The sequence below is a fragment of the Streptomyces decoyicus genome, from assembly GCF_019880305.1.
Lineage (GTDB): Bacteria > Actinomycetota > Actinomycetes > Streptomycetales > Streptomycetaceae > Streptomyces > Streptomyces decoyicus.
In genome coordinates this window covers 5,635,250-5,654,738 of record NZ_CP082301.1, presented here as the reverse complement: position 1 = coordinate 5,654,738, position 19,489 = coordinate 5,635,250, and the positions used below count along the sequence as shown (strand labels likewise).

The following is a 19,489-nucleotide window of genomic DNA, read 5'->3' as shown; positions in this document are numbered from 1 at the left end:
GCCTGGCTGGCTGGCACGATAACCCAAGTGTGCCCCGATATGACGACAGTGCGTCAGGTCATCTCGGGAGCCGTCCGGTTGGTTCCAGGGACGCCTTCAGGCGCCGTGCGATGTGCCGGATCAGTCTCTCCAGATCCCCGCAGTACACGGACGGGTTACGGAAGCCGCTGCCGGCGTCGCGGTAGCGGTGGGCGTAGTTCCCGCCGCCGCAGACCTCCACCAGCGCACAGGCGCGGCACTGGTCGCCGAGCCCGTCCCGGCCCTGTCTGCGGGCGGCCATGCCCGGGTGCGCGAGGGCTTCGTCGAAGCTGTGCCGGAAGACGTCCAGGCCGGTCGCGGCCGCTCCCTCGTAGGCGGACTTGAGCGAGTCCACCTGCTCGATGGCACCGTCGGTGTCCACCACCAGGGCCACGACGGGTGAGAGCCCGACCGCTTCCGTGGAGCTGGGCCGCCCCAGGAGCAAGCCGATGATCTCGGCGAACAGCCGGACCCGCAGTCCCTGGCCCGGACCGTCCCACCAGAGGTCGAACGCGGTGCACAGCCAGTCTCCGTACGGGGTGGGGCTCGCCGCGCCCACGAGGGCCGGGGGCGGGCTGGCCCAGTTGGCGTGCGGGAGGAGGAAGTCGAGCATGGGAGGGCCCATCGCCCGCAGGCTGCGGTAGACCTGTGCCGGATCGGCGGTGAGATCGATGGTGCACAGGATGCCCGCGAACGTTCCGGGACGCCCGGACAGCAGCCGTGCGGCGTGGGAGGCCGCGGGCCAGGAGGACCGGCCCGCGTGATCGATCCGGCGGCGGTTGAGCCCGGCGGTGCCGCCGTCCAGGCTCAGCCCGATCCGGAACCCCGCGTCGGCCAGCGCCCCGAGCGACGCGGCGGTGAGGAGGGTGCCGTTGGTCTGCACCCCGAAGTGCACCGCGCACTGCGCGGGGACCGCCGCCCGGATGGCCTGCGCCTGGTCGAGGAGCGGGCCGGGACCGGTGAGCAGGGGTTCTCCGCCGTGCAGGTCGATGCGGATCTCACGCAGCCGGTGGGCGGCGACGTGCTCGGCGATGCGCAGGGCGGTCTGGCGTACGGTGCCCGGCGGGGCGGCCCGCGGGCGGTGGCGCCAACTGCGGTCAGGGCTGGTGTAGATGTAGCAGTAGGTGCAGGCGAGGTTGCAGCGGCTGTGCAGCTTCAGGACGAGCTGCCGGAAGGGGACCGCGGCGGCCCGGTCGGTCTCGCACACCACGACGTCGCCCCCCGCCTCCGTCGACGTCCGGACACCCGGTCGACGCCCGCTGCTCCATACATGGCTCGCCCCTCGACAAGGCAACCAAAGTCGTTCGACAGCTGGCCGAATTCATTAACCTATTGCCCAAATTCAGTCGTTCAGGACGGGTCGGCGGAAACCCACATGCCAGGTCCGTCGTCGTAGTAGGCCACCGCTTCGCCCGCCGGCACCCAATTGCGCACCAGCTGCGCCGCGACTTCCCGGAGCATCGGATGCCCCGTCATCTCGGCCAGCGCAGCCACATCGACCCCGTCGAAGACCGGCAGCCGCTCGGCCGACGGCACCGGCGGGACGGCGACCACCGGTTCGGTGCGGGGGGTAGTCGCCACGCTGCTCTCCTCTGGCCGGCTGGACGTGTGTGTTCCCGAACTCCCGTCCACAGAAACACGTTCCGGTGTGGACTGCCAGGCAGCCGGGCGGGGGCGCGGGGCGGTCAGGCGGTGGTTTCGAGGGCGCGCATCCGGGCGCGGGTACGCTGGGCCTCGTCGCCGGTGTCCTCGGCGGCGCGCTGCCACTGTTCCCAGCTCTCGCGGTAGGCGTGCAGCGCGGAACGGGGACCTGCGGTGACCTCCAGGACCTCGCCGCGGCGGTGGTGGGCACGGGCTGCCAGCAGGGGGCTGTCGGCCCGCCGGGCGGCCGCGGCGGCGCGGCGGAAGCAGGCGGCGGCCCGGTCGTGGCGCTCGCGGGAGTCGAAGCGGCGGTCCAACAGCAGCTGGACATCGCCCACTTCGAGCCAGGCCTCGGCCGAGACCGAGTCCGGTACGTCCACACCGCGGGCGGCCAGCTCCAGGATCCAGTCGGCCTCGTGCAGATCGGCCAGCGAGGGCTGGCGTTCGTAGCGCAGCCGCAGGGCACGGCCGAACAGCAGGCGGTGGTTGCCGAGGTCGGGGTCCTGCGGCCCGACCCGGCCCAGCGCCTCGCGCAGGACGTGCACCGCCTCGTTGGCCAGGCGTTTGCCCGGTCCGTCGGCCGGCTCCAGCCGGGCGCGCAGCAGCAGCGCCGCGCCGCGTTCGGCGAGCAGCGAGCTGTGCTCGGGCGAATCGGGGGTGGTCAGACGCAGCGCGGCGGCCAGCGCGGCAATGGCGGCGTCGAGGGCGGTCAGCGCACCGGTACGGGTGTGCACGGCGCGCTGCACGGCGGCCGTACGGCGCAGACTGGCCGCTTCCAGCGCCCGGTCGTCGAGTTCACGGGCCATCGCACGGGCGCGTTCGAGGGTGGGCAGCACGGACGGCAGCCCCGCGCCGCCGTTCAGCTGCCGGGCCGCCGCGAGGTCGAGCAGCGTCTCGCAGACCAGCCGGTCGGCGGTGCTGCCGCGGCGGCGCAGCAGGACGGTGGCGGTGTCGAGGTCGTCGGCGGCGCGGACGGCGAGCGCCTCGACGGGGCGCGGTCCTTCCCCGTGGTCTCGGGCGGCCCGGCGGGCCTGGTCGAGCAGGACGCCGCCCCGGGCGGCATAGACCTCGCCGGGCACCTGCTCACCGCTGGGCCACTGGTCGAGGAGGGTGGTGAGGGAGCGTTCCGCCTCGTCCAGGGGGTCGTCGGCCGCCATGTCGCCGTCCTGCGGAGGGTCGGCGGCGGGCAGGGCGGCCAGTCGGCGCAGGACCTCGGTGCGGAGCACGATGCTCTCCAGGACGCGGGGGTCGAGCAGGCTCATCAGCCCGCAGGCGGCGTGCAGATGGCGGGCGGCGTCGGCGAGCGCGGTGCGCTCCTCGGCGGGGGTGCCGGCGCTCCGGCGTTCCTGGGCGCGGGCGTGGCCGACCCGGCCGAGCACGATCAGCGCCCGGGTGCGCTCGGCCTCCCGGCCGGTGGCGGCCTCCTGGTCGTCGGCGGCGCCACGGGCCGTGGCCCGTTCCGCCGCGCGTCCCGCGCGCTCCGCCTCCTCCAGGGCGTCCGGCTGGCGCCACTTCGCCCAGGCGTGCAGCAGGGCGCGCGCGAGGTCCGTACCGGCCACGGGCAGCCGTTCGGTGGCCGCGCGCAGCAGCCGGACGGCCTCGATCAGGTCCCGGACGGCGCGGTCCTGTTCGTAGCGCTCCAGGAGGGCGGCGCCTTCCGCGGCGGGGCCGTCGGACACATACGGCTGCCGGGCGGGCGGGCGCAGGGCCGGTTCGAAGCGGCGCAGCACACGTTCCGAGACCCGGGCGAAGGGTTCGGGGACGGCCCGCTGGCCGGTCTCGGGCTCACGGCCGCTGCCGGAGAGCATGGCGACCGCGACGGCCGGGAAGTTGCGGGCGCTGCGGCCGAAGGTGCGCTCGACGTAGAGCGAGCAGTGCTTGAGGACCAGGGCGGCCTCGCCCGCACTGAGCCGGCCGAGGAGTTCGTCGCGCACGCCGGGCACGAAGTCGTACCAGGGGCCGCTCACCCCGGCCTGCTCGCCCGACGGCCGTTCGTCCGCCGGAAGTTGCGTGACCAGGCCGCTGAGCAGCACCTCGGCCAGCTCCGCCGGGCCGGTCTGCGGCAGCATCGCGCGCTGGACGAGCTGGATGACGGGGAGGGCGAGCGGGACGGCCGAGAGATGGACGGCGAGCAGGCGGGCGGCGGGTGAGGCCTGCTGGTCGAACTCGCGGACCATACGGGCCGGTGCGGCGGGCCCGGACACCGGCGGCGGCCCGGCCGGATGCCCTTCGCCGTGGTCGGCCCGGACGACGGAGGCCGCGCCGCGCAGCGAGAGACCGGCGTCGGCGGCGGCCAGCCGGGCCCAGGAGCCGAGGGCGGAGGGAGTGGCGGAGAGGACCGGGATGGCGCGTTCGCGGGGCGCTTGGGACGGCGCGCCCGGTGCCCCGGCGGGACGCCGGCGACGGCGGGCCGGCCGGAAGTCGAGGGCTTGGTAGGGGCCCTGGCGGCGGACGAGGGTGCCGGCGACGGCGGGCAGCAGGGTGCGCGCCCACATCCGCTGCGGCAGCGGCTGGACCACGGCGAGCGGGGCGTCGGCCGCCCAGCGGTAGAGCAGCCGCTGCATCCGCCCGTCCCGCCACAGGGGGCCGGCGCAGTCGCTGACGACGAGGGTGAGGTGGTGGCCCGTCGGGTCGTGCAGCTGGTCGGCGGGGCGCAGCGGGCGGCCGGGGCCGGGGGCCGCCGCGACGCCGATGTCCGCGCCGTGCGGGTGGAGGTAATGCACCGTCACATCACGGAAGGCGCCGACCCGTTCGCAGACCTGGCGCAGGTCGTGCAGCATCTGCTCCCAGACGGCCATCGAGGACGAGCCGTCCATCAGCAGCCGCAGCGCGGCCGCGCGGCGGTGCACCCCGCGCAGCACCGGGATGATCATTTCGGCGTGGGCGGAGAGCTCGGCGGTGGCGGGCTCGTCCAGCTTGCGGCGGACCGGGGCGACCGGGGGGCGGTAGCGCTGGATGGGCCGCAGCGCGCGCTGGAGCGGCAGCAGCCCGGGGAACGCGGAGGCGATCGGGACGGCGACCTCGCCCAGGCGCTGCCGGTCCGGGTCGGGGAGCCGCTCGTCCCGGGTGGGCAGCAGCTCCGCGACGCGGCGCCGGGCGCTGTCCCGGAGGGCGGACGAGGACGGGTCGGCGTCCGAGGGACCGGCGCCGCTGCCCGCCGGCAGTGCACCACCGGGAGCCACGGATACGGCCGATCCCACCCGGAAAGTGGCCGGATCTGTACTGTCGTGACCCTTCGCACGGAGGGGCCCTGCGTCCGCGGGGCCCTCCGCCCGTGACCCGCCCGGGGTGATCCACTGGGCGAGCCAGAGGGCATCGGCCATCCCGCGGGCATCGGCCGGCAGCCCCGCCGCCGTCAGCCGGGCGACGAGTTCGTCGAGGGGGCCTGGGCCGGGCTCCCCGAGGGGCACCGCACTCACCTCGTCCGATCAAGAGGCCGCATCAGCTCCGCCGTCAGACGCCGTCGGGTCTCCTCCTCGTCCTCGTCCGTCCAGCCCGCCTTCTGTGTGAGGTGGATGGCGTTGAACAGCTGGTCGACGGCGCGCACATCGCCGGGCTCACGGTCCAGGAAACGGTCGATCACCGCTTCGTAGCGCTCGGCGGCCCCCTCGCCGAAGTGGGCCCGCACCATGGCCGCGAGCCGCTCCTTGTCGGGGGCCGGGATGTGGAGGTGGATACAGCGGCGCAACAGGGGTGCCGGGAAGTCGCGCTCGCCGTTGCTGGTGAGGACGATGAAGGGGAAGGCATGGCAGCGCACCCGGCCGTCGCGCACCGTCACCCGCGCGCCGTCGTCGCTGAGCACCTCCACCTCGGGGGCGGATCCGGCCAGCCGCTCCAGCTCCGGAATCCGGAACTCCCCTTCCTCCAGCACGTTCAGGAGGTCGTTGGGCAGATCGATGTCGCTCTTGTCGAGCTCGTCGACGAGCAGCACGCGGGGCCGGGCGGCGGGCAGCAGGGCCGTACCGAGCGGGCCGAGGCGGATATAGCGGCCGATGCCGCCGCCGGGTTCGTCGGTGGGGTCCGCGTCCGCCGTCGCCGCGCCGTCCCCGGCGGCCGGGTCGGCGCGGGCGATCTGGAGGTCCTGGAGGCGGCCGATGGCGTCGTAGTCGTACAGGCCGTCGCGGAGCGTGCTGCGGCTGACGACCGGCCAGCCGAGCACCCGGCCGAGGCCGAGTTCATAGGCGACCGAATGGGCCAGGGTGCTCTTGCCGCTGCCCGGAGCGCCGGTCACCAGCAGCGGCCGGCGCAGATAGAGGGCGGCATTGACCAGCTCGCGCTCGGTCTCGCCGGGGCGGTGGTGGCTGGCTTCCCGGTGCTGCACACCGAGCCTGCGCTCGGAGGAGGGGTCGAGGGCGGCCGGCGGCGCCACGAGGGGGCCGCCGTCGAAATCACGCCATGGTGGTGGCGGCGGAAGGTGCTCAATTCCGTCGTGCGGTGCCCCCGCGCCACGGTAGATGAGCCAGTCGCTCACGTCGGAACTCCTCGTCGCCGGCCAGGCCTCGGTCAGGAGCGATGGTCATGGCGGATCGCCGGAGACGTCGGCATCGTCCACCCCGGCCTCCCCCACGTCCGCCACCCACGATCACGCACGTGCGCAATCACGAACACGTCTTCCACGACGCTATGACAGTACCCAGCCGGACGGAAGCGCACGGGGCGGTTTCCGGTCTCCCCTGTGGGCATCGCAGGCGGCCAAGTGCCCAGTCCGGGGCGCGACTTGCCGCACGAGGGGCGGAAACGACCGGGTCGGGCACCGGGCGCGTGCGAGGTGTAGGGGGCGTGCGCGGCGCCCGAACCGCTCCGGGGGCGGCTCCCCGGTCCGCTCATCGTGGAGAGAGCTGCGGGCGGTCCGTGAAGAGGGGCGGAATCGGGTCCTCCGGGTCGTCGTAGAGGAGCACCAGATCGCGGGCCCAGTGCGCGCCCTCCTCCGCGGCCTCGGCGGCCTTGGCCCGCAACTGCCGGACCAGCTCGGGGAGCCGGGCCACCCCGCCCGAGCCCTGGAGCAGCTCCCGCACCCCGCGGTGGAACTCCTCGCAGCCGGCATCGCAGTCCCGTTCCTCGCCGTGGCCGGCGGCCGGCCACAGCCCGGCCGGGAAGCCGGTGTCCAGGGCGACGCCGACCGCGTCCCGGCCGAACCCGTCGGCGACCGTATGGCACAGCGCGGGCAGCGCGCCCTCGCCGGCCGTCTCCAGCAGCCGCCAGATCGCCTCCACGGAACCGGGCCGCGCGCCGTCGCCCGTGCGCGGCGCGAGGCGCAGCGCCTGGAGTTCCCGGGCCGCGGCCAGGCCCTGCCAGCGGCGCAGCCAGGCCGGGTCGATCTGCTCGCGCCGTCCCTGGTCGCGCAGGATCACGGCGCGCCCGGGGCCCACCGGCCGCAGCCGGGCGGTGCGCCGGGTCGAGGCCGGGACCTCCCACTGGCCGGCGGCGGTGTGCCAGTGGCCTTCGGGGACGGCGACCTCCAGCCGTACCCGGGCGCCCGGCCCGGCGTCGCTGTCGGCCCGCAGCAGCCGCCCGCCGAGCCGTCGCAGCACCTGCTCCCGCGCCTGCTCGAAGGGCACCCCGCCGGCCGACTCCTGGACGTCCACCCGCAGCCACTGCCCTTGGCCGTAGCCCTCGCTGACCGACCAGTTGAACAGCTCCGGTCCGCCTTCGTCGTAGAACAGCGGCTCGAACTCGACGAGCACGGAGCGCGGGCGGCGCCGTACCGGACCTATCCTGCGGCGGTCCTGCGGCAGCAGCACCACCGCCTTGGCCTGCACGAACTCCGCGAGGCGGGTGGCCTGCTCGCGTACCGCAGCGGCCTGTTCACCCGGTACGTCGCGCACCTCGTCGGCGGTCAGCTGCGCCACGATCCGCAGGTAGTGCACAAAGGCGCGCAGCTCCGTGTACGGGTCGCTGCCCTGGTAGAGCGCGCCATGGCCGTCCCGCCAGGTGCGCAGCGACCAGGCCCCGGGCCGGTCCCCGCGGTCCAGCACCTCGCCGACCGCGGCCTCCACGACCAGCGGATCGCGCGGTGCGGGCAGGTGGGCGAGCAGGTCCAGCGCCTGGAGCCGCTCCTGTACGCCCCACAGGCGGCCACGGCCCGCCATGATCGCGTGCTGGGCGTCGAACCAGGTGGACCCGACGGCACGGCCGAGGTCCTGACCGGCCCAGTGCCAGCGGTCGTGCAGGCTCATCAGCGCGTGATACGGGTCGGGGCCGAGGCCCTCGGCGCCCGGGACCAGGTGTTCAGGGCCCAGCCCGCGCAGCGCGGTGACCGGCACCGCGAGCCCGACATGGTCCTGTTGATGGCGGCCCTTGACGATGCCGACCACCTCGCCGCGGTCACAGTCGATCAGCGGCCCGCCCGAGGCGCCGGGCATGACCCGGACATCGCTGCCGAACTGAAGTCCCCGGGCGTCGCGGGCACCGAAGCGGACCGCGATGAAGGTGTCGACGGGTGTGACAGGGGTGACGGGAGCGCGCGGGAAGGCGGGCGCGCCGTGCACACCGTGCCCGTCGCCCGGCCCGTGCACACCACGGCCGCCGTCCGGCCCGTGCACACCACGGCCGCCGTCCGGCCCGTGCAGGCCGGGCCCGTCGTCCGAGCCGCTCCGGCCGGACCCGCCGTCCGCCTCAGGGGCGCCGCGGCCCTCACCCGGCCCGTGGCCGCGGTGTCCGTCGCGTGGCGTTCCTGCGCTGCCTGCGCCGCCTGTGTCGCCTGTGTCGCACGAGTCACGTATGACGCGTTCCCGGGACCGGCCCGCGGCCGCGCCCCCGTCCGCACCACCGCTCCCGCCGCCCCGCCCGGCCGCTTCCACGTCCTCGCCCCCGCCCGCATGATCGTGCCCGCGGAAGATGTACGCGTCCTCCAGGAGCGTCGCCGGCTGATCGCTGAGCCAGGCACAGGGGTGCTCGGTCTCCGGGTCGAGCAGCCGGACCAGGGCGAGGTCGGCGCGGGCGGCGGCGGGGCCGGCTTCCGGGGCGGGGCGGCTCAGGTCGTAAGCCAGCCGCGCGGGCACCACCCGGCCGCCGCACACGACCCCGAAGACACCGTCCGGGCCGGTGTCACGGCGCCGCCCATCGCTCGCCGCGAGCACATGAGCGCAGGTCAGCACCCATCCCGGGGCGATCAGTACCCCGCTGCCCCATGACCGGGTGGCGGTCGCGCCCGGTGCGGCGCGCAGTCCGACGGTGGTGCGTCCGGCGTGGTCGAGGAGCTGTGCGTAGTGGGCGCGGTCACCGCGGACGGCGGACTGGCCCTCGGATGTCGTCATCAGCGGCTCGCATCATCCGGCTCCCGACGGCCGGCCGCAGGTCCCCCGTGCGCCTCCGCCGGTAAGGGCGTCCCGTCCTCGCGCCGCCAGGTGAGCGTGACGGAGAGATTGGCCTTGGCCTCGCCGTCCGCGAGCAGGGCGACGGCCTTGCCCGGCTTGGCCGAGAGCTCCACGCCGAAGGTCACACTGGTCTCGTGCGGGGCGACCCGCTCGGTCGCCCTGCGGACGCTGGCGGCGACCCCGCCGATCACCTCGCGGAGCCCCTCGACCCGGGCGCCGAGCGCGTCCCAGGCGCCGACGTCCTCGAATTCGCCGTCGGTCCCGTCCATGTCGTCCGGGCCGTCGAGCCCGGGGGCGTCGAGCCGGGAGACCCGGGCCCAGACTTCCGTACCGTCGGGCAGCTCGATCCGCTGCGCGCGATCTTGCATCACGGCCTCCTGCTCCCCGTGGGCGGCAATTCCCCCATTGCCGCAGGACCGTTGACAGGTGATCAGGCTAGCCCTCGGGCGCCTGTGGCGCGAGAGGTCCGTGAGCCTGCCTATCCTGGCCGGGAATAGCCCATGACCCCTGGTGGAGAGCGCGTGTATTTCACTGACCGTGGCATCGAGGAGCTGGAGAACCGACGCGGCGAGGAGGAGGTCACCCTCGGGTGGGTGGCCGATCAGCTGCGTACGTTCGTCGATCTGAACCCGGACTTCGAGGTACCGGTGGAGCGGCTGGCCACCTGGCTGGCCCGGCTGGACGACGAGGACGAGGACGAGTAGCCGGCCGGGCCTGCCCCGGCGTACGGCGGGGCGGGTGCCGGCACCGGCCCCGGGCGGCAGGTGCGGTCCGTGCGGCGTTCCCGGAGCGGGAACGGCCCGCCGCGCGGGCAGCGGGCCGTTCACGAAGGGACCTGGCTCAGGAGTAATGGAGCGCGATGCGCAGCCGCGCCTTCGCGTTGCGTTCGGCGTGGGCCGCCGCGCGCCCGGCCCGCGAGTCGTGCTCGGCGTAGGCCCTCTTGTTGTGGTGCTCGGCCGTCTCCACTCCGCCCCGTGCACCGTCGAGCGCGCGCCGGATCTCCGCCGCGTGGCGCGCGTGCCGGCAGGCCCTCGTCGCCTGGACGAGGTACTTCTGGGTCGCCTTGTTGTGGCCGATGGCCTTCTTGTAGCTGTGGGAGTTGTCGGCCGACAGCGCCTTGTTGTTCGACGCGTTCGCCTTGACGACCAGGCGGTGACAGGCGGAGGCCGCGGAAGCGGTGGCGGGCGCGGCGTGCGCCGACGCGACCGGCCCGGCCACTGCGGCACCCAGCACCAGAACCGAGAGCAACCCCGTTGTTCTACGCATGTGTTCGACTCCTTCATGGCATGCGCCACGACGTCAACGGACACCACTGAAGACTGCGCCACCGCACCGGACGGTTCCCCGTTCCGCGCCTGAGACGAGCAAGGACGCGAGGGATGGACGCACTCCGGCCACACCCCCCCCCGGACGAGGCACTTGACTTCACCCATCCGCGATATATCGTGTCTGAAATAGACGCGATATGTTGCGTTGCAGCGTTTCAGGGGAGGCAGGCATGTCAGCCGGGACCGAGTGGTCGCACCAACCGACACAGGTGACCTCACCACGCACTCTGGAGGTCAGCGAAGCCGTCGACACCTTGAACGTGCGCGTGGTCAACGGCACCGTCAACGTCGTCGGCACCACGGACGGCGGCCCGGCCCGCCTGGAGATCAGCGAGCTGCACGGTCCGCCGCTGACCGTCTCGTGCGCCGGCGGCACGCTGTCGATCGCCTACGAGGACCTCCCCTGGAAGGGCTTCTTGAAGTTCCTCGACCGCAAGGGGTGGAACCGCAGCGCGGTGGTGTCGGTGACGGTACCGGCCGGCACCCGGGTCGAAGTCGGCGTGGTCGGCGCCGGCGCGGTGGTCTCCGGCATCTCGGGGCGTACGGACGTCCGCGGCGTCTCCGGCGACAGCACGCTCGTCGGGCTGACCGGAGGGGTGCGGGCCGACACCGTCTCCGGCAACGTCGAGGTGCAGTCGGTCAGCGGCGATCTGCGCTTCAACTCCGTCTCGGGGGATCTGACGGTCATCGACGGTGCGGGCGGCGCGGTGCGGGCCGACTCCGTCAGCGGCGACATGGTCCTCGACCTGGACCCCGCGAAGGGCGCCGACATCACCTTGACGACGGTCTCCGGGGAGGTCGCCATCCGGCTGCCCGATCCGGCGGACGCCACGGTCGAGGCCAACACCGCGAGCGGCACGGTCTCCAACGCCTTCGACGATCTGCGGGTCAGCGGCCAGTGGGGCGCGAAGAAGATCACCGGCTCGCTGGGCGCGGGCACCGGCAGGCTCAAGGTCACCACCGTCTCCGGCGCCCTGGCCCTGCTGCGCCGCCCCTCCTTCGGGGACGAGGACGGCCGGCACGGCGCCCCCGGCGGCGGCCCGGCCCCCGGTCCGCCCGAGGACTCCCCCACCGACCCGCCCGCCGAGAAGAAGGTGCTCTGAGCATGCCCCCCGTCTTCGCCCATGGCCGCCTGCGTCTCTACCTCCTCAAGCTGCTGGACGAGACCCCGCGGCACGGCTACGAGATCATCCGCCTCCTGGAGGAACGCTTCCAGGGCCTCTACGCCCCCTCCGCCGGCACGGTCTACCCCCGGCTGGCCAAGCTGGAGGCCGAGGGCCTGGTGACCCATGCGACCGAGGGCGGCCGCAAGGTCTACTCGATCACCGATGCCGGACGGGCCGAACTCGCCGACCGTGGCGGCGAGTTGGCGGACCTCGAACTGGAGATCCGGGAGTCGGTCGCCGCGCTCGCCTCCGACATCCGGGAGGACGTGAGCGGTTCGGCGCGGGACCTGCGCCGCGAGATCCGGGAGGCCGCCCAGCAGGCCCGCAAGGACGCGCGAGGAAGCGGGACGGCCGGGCGGAACGGCGACGGGACGACGGACGCCCAGGACGACGCGGCCGGGCGGCCCTTCCCCGAGGCCTCCGACTACTTCGACGCGGCGTTCGGCGACAAGGAGTCCTGGCGGCAGGCGAAGGAGGAGTTCCGGCGCGCCAAGGAGGAGTGGAAGGAGCAGGCCCGGCGGGCCAAGGAGGAGAGCCGGCGCGCCCGCCAGGACGCCCAGCGGGCCCGTAAGCAGGCCAGGGACGCCCAGGTGTTCGCGCGCGAGGAGGTCCAGCGGGTCATCAAGCGCGTACAGGAGCAGACCCAGGGGGCGGTGCGGTCGGGCGACTGGTCGGGCGCGGTGCGCGAGGCGCTGTCCGAGGTGTCCCGCGAGGTCGGCCGCTTCACCGGCGGCCAGTCCGGCGCCGGGCGCGGCGGCGAACCGGACGGGGCCGGGCGCGGCGGCGCGGAGAACGGGACCCGGGTGACGGTCGAGCGCGTCGACGTGGCCGAGGAGGGCACCACTGAGGGCACCGCGGAGGGCCCGGCGGCCGGGGCTCCGCCGGCCCCGGAGTGGGCCCGGGAACCGGCCGGCGACAACCCGGCCCGCGACTTCGACCGGCTGCTGGACCGTTTCCGCGACGACCTGCGGGACGCGGCACGCGACCACGGCGTCACCGCCGAGCAGCTGAAGGAGTCCCGCCGCAGGCTGTCGACGGCCGCCGCCCACATCGGTGCACTGCTGCGTCATCCGGAGCAGTACGCGTCCTTGGCGGACCGGGACGACTGAGCGGTCCGGGGTCGTGCCGGGGCGGGCGCACATGCGGTGCGCCCGCCCCGGCACGACCGTCCCCGTCCAGCCCCCGGGGCCTCCGGGGCCCCGACGCACTTCCGCAACGCCCCGACGAGCCGCACGGCCCCCCGGCCACCACTGGCACTCATCGGGTTGGCGGCATGGGCGAAGCCGACGCCGAACTCACCGTCTCCGAAGGCGAATTGCCCGCCCACCCGCTGCGGCCGAAACCGGTGTGACGCCAACCGGGCCCCGGCTACGCACAGTTGCCATCTGCGGCCTGGATTCACGCGGCGTAATCGGGGAAGTCACTACTTCGCACGGCTTTTCGCCCGGCACCGGGTTCCAGGGAGCCCAGACCGCCCGATTCCGCGGACCGACAGCCGTGTTCCCGACCACGGTCTCTCCTCTGTCTGCGCACGCATCGTGAAGGCCATGAGGTAAAGCGATGTCGGAATACCTTTCGGTCGCCCGCCGGATGTGGCACCTGCTGGAGCCACTGCACGCCACGCTGTACTTCGCCCCGGAGGCCCGCCAGGTCGCCGCCGACCTCGGCCATGACGTGTCCTCCCGCTGGCCCAGCTATTTCGCCTGGCGTACGGCTCCGCTGGGCGCTGCCGGGCCCGGGCTGGTGGCCGCGACGTACTACACCTTCAGCCCACGGATGATCGCCCGCTACCTCCCCCGGATCTGGACCGTCGCGGACCCGGCCAAGGTGCTGGACGCGCGGCTGCTGGCCATGGACCGCGCGCTGACCGCCCTGACCGACGGCCGGCTGAGCGCCGCGCAGCTCGCCGAAGCGGCCCGGCTCGCCCGCCAGGCCGCCGAGAACGCCGGGACGGCCGCCCGCCCGCTGGCCGCCGCCAATCGCGATCTGCCCTGGCCGGACGCGCCGCATCTGGTGCTCTGGCAGGCCGCGACCGTCCTCCGCGAACACCGCGGCGACGGCCATCTGGCCGCCCTGCTGACCTGCGAACTCGACCCCTGTGAGGCCCTGGTGTCGTTCGCCGCGATCGGTGCGGCGCCGGCCTCCGACTTCGTGGGGCGCGGCTGGAGCGCTCAGGAGTGGAGCGACGCCCGGCACCGCCTCGCCGCCCGCGGCTGGATCGCCCCGGACGGCGCCGCCACAGAACGCGCCCGCAAGGAACGCGAGGCGATCGAGCGGACGACGGACCGGCTGGCTGCCGGCCCCTGGCGGGCACTGGGCCACTCCCGCGCCGAACGGCTGGCGCAGCTGCTCCACCCCGTCCTCGGCGCGGTCTTCGAGGCCGGCTATCTGCCCCGGCACGGCACGCTGGGAATAGGGAGGGTGAAGGTCGGCTACCCGTAGGGGCGCGCCCGCCGGGGCTGCCGTAGGGGCAGACCCTGCCAGGGGCTGCCGTAGGGGCCCACCCTGCCAGGGCTGCCGTAGGGGGCACCTGCCCAACAGGCCGGGGGCGCGCCCTTGCCTACGGGCCCGCCCCCGGCCGCCTCAACTCGCGCGCCTGCCGCGGGCCTCGTCGAGCACCCGCACCACATCGCCGTACGTCACCCCGTGATCGGCGAGCACCACGGCGGCCGGTCCCGGCCTGGCGGTCAGCGCCATCAGCAGATGCTCATCGCCGATGTAGCGCTCGCCGCGGCCGACCGCGATCCGCAGGGCGCGCTCCAGCACCGACTTCGCCTCCGCGGTGAACGGCCGGCGCGTCCGCTTCCGGCGCCCGGCCCGCCCGTCGTCGGCCAGCGCGCCCTCCCCGTGCGCCTCCTCCACCCGCGCCACGACCGCGTCGATGTCGATCCCGAGCCCGGCCAGCGCCTCCGCGTCGGCCGTCGACACCCCGCCGCGCCGGCGCACCGCCGCAAGGGCCTCCACCACCGACTCCCGCTGCTCGTGCACACCGAGTGCGGCGAGCACACCGGCGGCCGGTGAATCCGTCCGGTCCAGCAGCGCGACCAGCAGCTCCGGTTCGCCGACCGTGCCGCTGCCCGTACGGTCCGCCTGCTGCACGGCGCCGCGCACCACCGCGCGCGCCCCGGCCGTGAACTTCTCGAACATCAGCGCCTCCCGTGCTTCTTGTGCACTGCCTGCCTGCTGACACCCAGCTCCGCCGCGATCTCCTGCCACGACCAGCCCTTCGCACGGGCGCTGCGCACCTGTACGGCTTCCAGCTGCTCCAGCAGCCGACGGAGCGCGGCCACGGCGCGGAGCCCGATCCTGGGGTCCCGGTCGCCGGCCCGCTCGGCGAGATCCGTTGCTTCGGTCATGGATGTCAATTTACGTTGACACTCCGGCAGTGTCAACCATTATTGACACCCGCCCCCCCGGCTCACCCACTCCCCTTGACCTCAACCGCACTTGACGAGGCAGGCTCCCGCACACACCGCCCTCCCCACACGGAACGGAGCCCCGATGCCCCGCACCACCGACTTCCCCGACGCCCGCCGGGGCGACGCGGCGACCGTCCTCGTCAGCCCCTGGCTCGTGCCAGCCGCCGCACTCCAGCGCACCGCGGCCGACTCCGTGCTCGCCGAGTGGGAGCACCGGAAGCGTCCGGACGCCATGCTCGCGCTCACCACCTTCCTGAGCACCGACGGCAGCCACGTCCTCAACTACGCGCAATGGACGGATGACGGCGCCCACCGGGAATGGGCGCGCACCGTGCGGCCCGCGGCCGTCGGCCGGATCGACGCGGCGATCACCGGCATCCGGCGGCCCGGCCTGATCCGCTACCGCCGCCACCGCAGCCATGTCCCGGAAGGGCCCGGCCCGCGCCCCGCCTTCCTGGTCACCCCCGCCTTCGCCACGACCGGCCCGGATGCCCAACACGCCCTCGCCGACACCGTCGTCGGGACGCTGGACCGCGAACCGGTGCCGGGGCTGCTCGGTGTCCATGTGCACCTGAGCCAGGACGGTGCACGGGTACTCCTCTACCAGGAGTGGGCCGGCGCTTCGGCGTGGCGGGAATCCACCGGCCACGGAGCGGCCGCGCGCCTGAGCGCGACGATCCAGGCCCTGGAGGGCGTATTGCCCACTCCGGCGGTATGCGCGGCGCCCGCGCCAGCAGATCCGCCAACGGGCGAACACCCCGAGGCGCGCGACGTGCCCGCCGTGCCAGACGTGCCAGACGTGCCAGACGTGCCAGACGTGCCGCAGTATCGCCTGCACGCATCCCTGCTCAACATCCCCGCAGCGACCGCCGGGACCGCAGCCACAGACGGGCGGCAGCCCTAGATGAATGAGTCCGATGTTCTCAGTGGTCGAAGGCGATCAGGGATCGTTTGATCTTGGCGCCGGTGGTCCAGTTGTGCCAGACACCTGCTGCGAGGGCGAGGAGTCGTTGGCCGGTGCGGGCGAACACTCCGGGCAGGGTTCTGCCGCCGTGATGTTCCAGGCTGAGCTGGCCTTTGAGCGTGTCGAACACGGCCTCGATCCACTGACGGACACGGGCGAGACGGCCGTGCCGGACGGGCTCGCCCTTCCGGTCCGGCCGCACCAGATGGACGCCCAGTCGCTCGGTCAGGAACGCCTCGAACTCCCGCCCGGCGAAGCCCTTGTCCGCGAGGATCACCTGACCGGAGCGGACAAGGCGGTGGTCGCGTGCCAGCAGTGCGGTCATCACCTCCCGTTCGCCGAGCTTGGGGTTCGCCAGGCACCACGACACCGGCATGCCTTCGGCGGTGGTCAGCAGGTAGAGCCGGAATCCCCAGAAGAAGCGGGAGTGGCTGCGGCAGTAGCCGTAGCCGGCGTGCCCGGCCAGTTCGGAGCGTTTGACGGTCTCGCGGGAGGCCGCGCAGGGCAGCGGTGTGGAGTCGATCAGCCGCAGGTCGTCGGTCCAGGTCGGGACCTGCCGGGCCAGGGCCTCGATCACGTCGCTGATCAGCGGTCCGGCGGCGTTGAGCCGCTTGTTGTAGGCGGACTGCTGAGGCAGGTAGCGAAAGAGGTGCCCCAGCCGGGCGTGGGCGAAGCGGATCCAGTGCCGGGCCGAGGGAAAGCCCAGCAGGACCTGGGCGACCGCGAGGCACAGCAGTTCGGCGTCTGTCAGTTTCGGGGGTCGCCCGATCCGGCGACGTGGCGCCACATGGTCGTCGATGAACACGTACAGTGCCGCCAGAAGGGCGTCCAGGTTTGTCGTCACACACGAGCCAACGGGCGCCCTTCGCCATGGTCGCGGCCAGCACAAACATCGGACTCAATCATCTAGGGGCGCCCCTCCCCCGAGGGCTGGAGGCACCTCCCCCTAGGGCCTGTCTTCAAAGTCCCGCCTGCCCTTCGGGCGACGACGCGACTTTGCGCAAACGGCCTAGAGCTGCGACGCCCCTCCGTCGACAGGGAACTCCGTTCCCGTCGAGAAGGTCGCACCGAACGCCAAGTACGCCACCGCGGCGGCCACTTCCTCGGACGTCCCCAGCCGCTGCATCGGGTTGGTGCTCCGGTAGGTGTCCTTTATCGTCTCGGCGACGTCGGCGGGGACGGAGCGGTCCAGGATGCCCGTGTCGGTCGGGCCCGGGCTCACGGCATTGACCCGCACCTTGTGCGGCAGCAGCTCGCGGGCCAGGGTGCGCGTCATCGACCGCAGGGCTGCCTTGCTCGCCGAGTAGACACTGAGCGTGTCGAGGCCCAGGACGTTCACCACCGACGTGGTGAGGACCACGCCGCTTCCCTCGCGCAACAGCGGCGCCAACGCCTGCACCGTGAAGTACGGGCCCTTGGTGTTGATGTCGAACAGCGTGTCGTACATCTCCTCCGTCGTCGAGTTGAACGGCGCGGACTCGGTGACGCCGGCGTTGACGAACAGCGCGTCCACCGCACCGAACCGCTCCTGGACCGTGCCGGCCAGCGCCTTGATGTCCTTCAGGGACGCGGCGTCGCTGCGGACGCCGACCGCCTTGTCCCCCAGCTGCTCAAGCGCGGCGTCCAGAGTGGATCGGGTGCGGCCGGTGATCAGTACGTGCGCCCCACCGTCCGCGAACAACCGGGCCGTAGCGAGGCCAATACCGCTGCTTCCGCCCGTGATCACGATCTTCTTGCCGTCATAAGTGGTCATGCCCTCAAGCCAATATCTACCCGCACACCCTGTCCAAGGCCTGTTCCGTATGCCGTCATGCCCCAGGCGTATGACGACGCGCGACGTACCCTGAGCGAATGGACGTCGATCTCCGGCTCGTGCGCTATTTCACAGTCGTGGCGGAGTACGGCAACTTCGGCCGGGCCGCCACCAAGCTGCACCTGGCACAGCCGTCGCTGAGCCGCCAGATCCAGCGACTTGAGGCTCAGCTCGGTGTCCGGCTTTTCGACCGCTCGCCGCAGGGCAGCAGCCTCACCGACGCCGGTCAGGCATTCCTTCCCAGGGCCCGGATACTGCTCCAAGAGGCCGAGCAAGCCGCTCGCACGGCCAGAGCCGCCGTCCAGCCCCGTACCGTCACCGTCGGCTGCGCCGAAGGACTGGTCATCACCGCCTGTGTGCAGGAACTGCGCCGCCGGCACCCCGACGGCCAGGTCCGCACCCGGCACCTCGACTGGCGGGACACGCGCGCCCTCGCCGAGGGGCGGGTCGACGCCCTCGTTGTGTACAGGCCCCTGCCCTTCCCCGCGGACGGCTTCCGGGTGACCAAGCTCCATCAGGAATCGCGGGTACTCGTCACATCGGCGAGTCATCATCTGGCGAACGAGAAAGCCGTCAGCCTGCGGGCTCTGTCGGACGAGGAACTGGTGGCCTGCGTCAGCACTCCGGTTGTCTGGAGCACGCCCAAGCCGGTCGACGACCGCCCGGCACCACCCCCGCCCGCGATCGACGACAGCTACGAGGACAAGCTGGAACTCATCGCCACCGGCCACTGTGTCGCGATCTTCCCTGCCGCCGATCGACGCGCTGCTGTGCGCGAGGACATCGCCCTGGTGCCCGTCATCGACATCGATCCCTGCGAGCTCGTGCTCGTCACGCGCGCTGGCGACCTGAACCCGCTGCTCGGATCCCTGGAAGACGTCGCACGTACATTGCTCGGCACAGCCTCCTGACAGGAGAACAGCACGCTGCCGATCAGCTGACCCCTCGCGGAGGCGTCTCCAAATGATCTTGTGTGGTGGATCATGGTCGGGTGATACGTCGCCATGAACTGTCCGATGCCGAGTGGGAGTTCGTCCGTCCTCTGCTGCCTCGGTCGGAGCGAGGGCGGAAGCGGTCGGATGACCGGACGGTCCTCAATGGGATCGTCTGGAAGTTCCGTACAGGCACGGCCTGGCAGGACATACCGGAACGGTATGGATCCTGGGCCACGCTGCACACTCGCTTCCGCCGATGGGCCAAGGACGGCACCTTCGAGCGGATGCTCCGGGAAGCCCAGGCACGGGCGGATGCGTCCGGTGAGGTCGACTGGCTGGTATCGGTCGACTCCACCATCGTGCGAGCCCACCAGCAGGCGGCCGGAGCCCGAAAGGGGGCTCCGGAACCCGGCGCTCGGCCGCTCCAGAGGCGGACTGACCAGCAAGATTCACCTGGTCTGCGACGCTGTCGGCCGACCACTCGCCTTCGTTCTCACCGGCGGGAACACCAACGACTGCACCCAGTTCACCGCCGTGATGGAGGCGATACGGGTGCCCCGCATCGGTCCTGGCCGACCCCGCGTACGGCCCGATCATGTCCTGGGAGACAAGGGCTACAGCTCGAAGGCGATCCGGGCCTGGCTGCGGCGCCGGGGCATCACGCACACCATCCCGGAACGGGCCGACCAGATCCGCAACCGGGCCCGGCGCGGCAGCCTCGGCGGACGTCCGCCAATGGTCGATCGCGAAATCTACAAGCAGCGCAACGTTGTGGAACGGTGCTTCAACCGCTTGAAGCAATGGCGCGGCATCGCGACCCGCTACGACAAAACCGCCGAGTCCTACCAGGCCGCCGTAACCCTCGCCTCGCTGCTGATGTGGGCGTGAC

At 73.1% G+C, this 19,489-nt stretch carries 17 protein-coding genes and 1 pseudogene; 7 read left to right on the top strand and 11 right to left on the bottom strand.

The window, feature by feature from the left end; translation table 11 throughout:
* Window positions 1-58 precede the first annotated feature (58 nt).
* The 6 genes from K7C20_RS25065 to K7C20_RS25035 all read right to left on the bottom strand — a co-directional run bounded on the left by K7C20_RS25065 (window position 59) and on the right by K7C20_RS25035 (window position 9,343).
* A complete protein-coding gene (locus K7C20_RS25065; protein WP_167352537.1) occupies window positions 59-1,228 on the bottom strand; it encodes an FxsB family cyclophane-forming radical SAM/SPASM peptide maturase in 1,170 nt (389 codons plus the stop codon).
* 140 nt (window positions 1,229-1,368) lie between these two features.
* Entirely contained in the window at window positions 1,369-1,599 is a 231-nt protein-coding gene (locus K7C20_RS25060) for a YxD-tail cyclophane-containing RiPP peptide (RefSeq protein ID WP_053210097.1), read from the bottom strand.
* A 104-nt stretch (window positions 1,600-1,703) separates the two neighbouring features.
* The gene (locus tag K7C20_RS25055; protein WP_063781306.1) at window positions 1,704-5,069 is read right to left on the bottom strand and encodes an SAV_2336 N-terminal domain-related protein; all 3,366 of its coding nucleotides are present in this window, start codon (window positions 5,067-5,069) and stop codon (window positions 1,704-1,706) included.
* A 5-nt stretch (window positions 5,070-5,074) separates the two neighbouring features.
* Complete coding sequence (locus K7C20_RS25050) at window positions 5,075-6,130, bottom strand: AAA family ATPase (protein WP_030081136.1); 1,056 nt, start codon at window positions 6,128-6,130, stop codon at window positions 5,075-5,077.
* Between the two features lie 352 nt (window positions 6,131-6,482).
* Complete coding sequence (locus K7C20_RS25045; protein WP_053210095.1) at window positions 6,483-8,915, bottom strand: VMAP-C domain-containing protein; 2,433 nt, start codon at window positions 8,913-8,915, stop codon at window positions 6,483-6,485.
* A complete protein-coding gene (locus K7C20_RS25035) occupies window positions 8,915-9,343 on the bottom strand; it encodes a CU044_2847 family protein (RefSeq protein ID WP_053210094.1) in 429 nt (142 codons plus the stop codon). The genes K7C20_RS25045 and K7C20_RS25035 overlap by 1 nt, the downstream gene beginning before the upstream one ends.
* Window positions 9,344-9,496: 153 nt before the next feature.
* Between K7C20_RS25035 and K7C20_RS25030 the strand changes: the two genes are divergently transcribed.
* A complete protein-coding gene (locus K7C20_RS25030; protein WP_030081126.1) occupies window positions 9,497-9,679 on the top strand; it encodes a DUF6104 family protein in 183 nt (60 codons plus the stop codon).
* Between the two features lie 136 nt (window positions 9,680-9,815).
* Here K7C20_RS25030 and K7C20_RS25025 read toward each other — a convergent pair whose 3' ends face one another.
* Window positions 9,816-10,241 carry a hypothetical protein gene (locus K7C20_RS25025; protein WP_150127324.1) on the bottom strand — a complete coding sequence of 142 codons (426 nt, stop codon included), beginning with the start codon at window positions 10,239-10,241 and terminating at the stop codon, window positions 9,816-9,818.
* Between the two features lie 232 nt (window positions 10,242-10,473).
* Between K7C20_RS25025 and K7C20_RS25020 the strand changes: the two genes are divergently transcribed.
* The 3 genes from K7C20_RS25020 (at window position 10,474) to K7C20_RS25010 (ending at window position 13,911) form a co-directional block, all read left to right on the top strand.
* Window positions 10,474-11,406, top strand: a complete 933-nt coding sequence (locus K7C20_RS25020) for a DUF4097 family beta strand repeat-containing protein (protein WP_030081120.1) — start codon at window positions 10,474-10,476, stop codon at window positions 11,404-11,406.
* 2 nt (window positions 11,407-11,408) lie between these two features.
* Window positions 11,409-12,578 carry a PadR family transcriptional regulator gene (locus tag K7C20_RS25015; protein WP_030081119.1) on the top strand — a complete coding sequence of 390 codons (1,170 nt, stop codon included), beginning with the start codon at window positions 11,409-11,411 and terminating at the stop codon, window positions 12,576-12,578.
* A gap of 451 nt (window positions 12,579-13,029) precedes the next feature.
* A complete protein-coding gene (locus K7C20_RS25010) occupies window positions 13,030-13,911 on the top strand; it encodes an SCO6745 family protein (protein ID WP_030081117.1) in 882 nt (293 codons plus the stop codon).
* A gap of 141 nt (window positions 13,912-14,052) precedes the next feature.
* Here K7C20_RS25010 and K7C20_RS25005 read toward each other — a convergent pair whose 3' ends face one another.
* Together K7C20_RS25005 and K7C20_RS25000 are read right to left on the bottom strand one after the other, a co-directional pair.
* Window positions 14,053-14,616, bottom strand: coding sequence for a Clp protease N-terminal domain-containing protein (locus K7C20_RS25005; RefSeq protein WP_030081116.1), 564 nt, complete (start codon window positions 14,614-14,616; stop codon window positions 14,053-14,055).
* Complete coding sequence (locus K7C20_RS25000) at window positions 14,616-14,825, bottom strand: helix-turn-helix domain-containing protein (protein WP_030081114.1); 210 nt, start codon at window positions 14,823-14,825, stop codon at window positions 14,616-14,618. Before K7C20_RS25000 ends, K7C20_RS25005 begins: the two co-directional genes overlap by 1 nt.
* Window positions 14,826-14,970: 145 nt before the next feature.
* Between K7C20_RS25000 and K7C20_RS24995 the strand changes: the two genes are divergently transcribed.
* Complete coding sequence (locus K7C20_RS24995; protein WP_053210093.1) at window positions 14,971-15,792, top strand: antibiotic biosynthesis monooxygenase; 822 nt, start codon at window positions 14,971-14,973, stop codon at window positions 15,790-15,792.
* Window positions 15,793-15,811: 19 nt separating this feature from the next.
* On the opposite strand, the gene K7C20_RS24990 is transcribed toward K7C20_RS24995, so the two are convergent.
* Window positions 15,812-16,696 (bottom strand): IS982 family transposase, encoded by an 885-nt coding sequence (locus K7C20_RS24990; protein ID WP_030988783.1) that lies wholly within the window; start codon window positions 16,694-16,696, stop codon window positions 15,812-15,814.
* A 165-nt stretch (window positions 16,697-16,861) separates the two neighbouring features.
* Window positions 16,862-17,605, bottom strand: a complete 744-nt coding sequence (locus K7C20_RS24985) for an SDR family oxidoreductase (protein WP_030086002.1) — start codon at window positions 17,603-17,605, stop codon at window positions 16,862-16,864.
* 98 nt (window positions 17,606-17,703) lie between these two features.
* Here K7C20_RS24985 and K7C20_RS24980 point away from each other — a divergent pair, with 98 nt between their 5' ends.
* A complete protein-coding gene (locus K7C20_RS24980) occupies window positions 17,704-18,576 on the top strand; it encodes a LysR family transcriptional regulator (RefSeq protein WP_030086001.1) in 873 nt (290 codons plus the stop codon).
* 83 nt (window positions 18,577-18,659) lie between these two features.
* Window positions 18,660-19,488 (top strand): annotated as a pseudogene (locus K7C20_RS24975) (IS5 family transposase).
* Window position 19,489 lies beyond the last annotated feature (1 nt).